Source organism: Afifella sp. IM 167, assembly GCF_020144925.1.
In the GTDB taxonomy this organism is placed as follows: Bacteria; Pseudomonadota; Alphaproteobacteria; order Rhizobiales; family Afifellaceae; genus Afifella.
This window is the reverse complement of the sequence record NZ_NSLC01000048.1, coordinates 1-523: the sequence shown is the minus strand read 5'-3', so window position 1 is coordinate 523 and position 523 is coordinate 1. Positions and strand designations below refer to the sequence as shown.

The 523-nt window shown below is 66.3% G+C and carries 1 protein-coding gene; it reads right to left on the bottom strand.

What is annotated here, in order from left to right; genetic code table 11:
* Positions 1–502 (bottom strand): ABC transporter ATP-binding protein (locus tag CLD20_RS20080; protein ID WP_224408447.1); only part of this gene is annotated, 502 nt, incomplete at its 3' end.
* Positions 503–523 lie beyond the last annotated feature (21 nt).

Below are 523 nucleotides of genomic sequence, written 5' to 3'. Positions count from 1 at the left end.
TCGCGATCCGCTGCTGCTCGCCGCCCGAGAGCTGATCGGGAAAGGTCTCCGCGCGGTTCTCTAACCCCAGGCGCTCAAGCATGGTCTGGATCCGGGGCTGGCGCTCGCGTGGACCCAGGCCGTTGAGTTCCAGCGGCAGCGCCAGGTTCTCCGCGACCGTCAGGGTCGGAATCAGGTTGAAGAACTGGTAGATGAAGCCGATGTGCCGGCGGCGCAGGAGGGTGAGGGCCGGCTCCATCAACTCGGATAATGGCTCTCCCAATAGCTCGATGCGGCCCGCGTCCGGCCGGTCGATCCCCGCGAGCAGGTTCAGCAGTGTCGACTTCCCCGAACCGCTGCGTCCCAGCAGCGCCACGCACTCACCACGTCGGACATCGAAGCCGACGGAATCCAGCACAGGGTGCCTGGTTGCGCCCTCGTGGTAGTGTTTTTGGATGTCCCGCACCCGCAGGGCGGTCGTCTCGGCGTCGCCCCGCCCATCCTGAACGGCCTTCGGGGTCATTCCAGCCACCGCACCAGATAG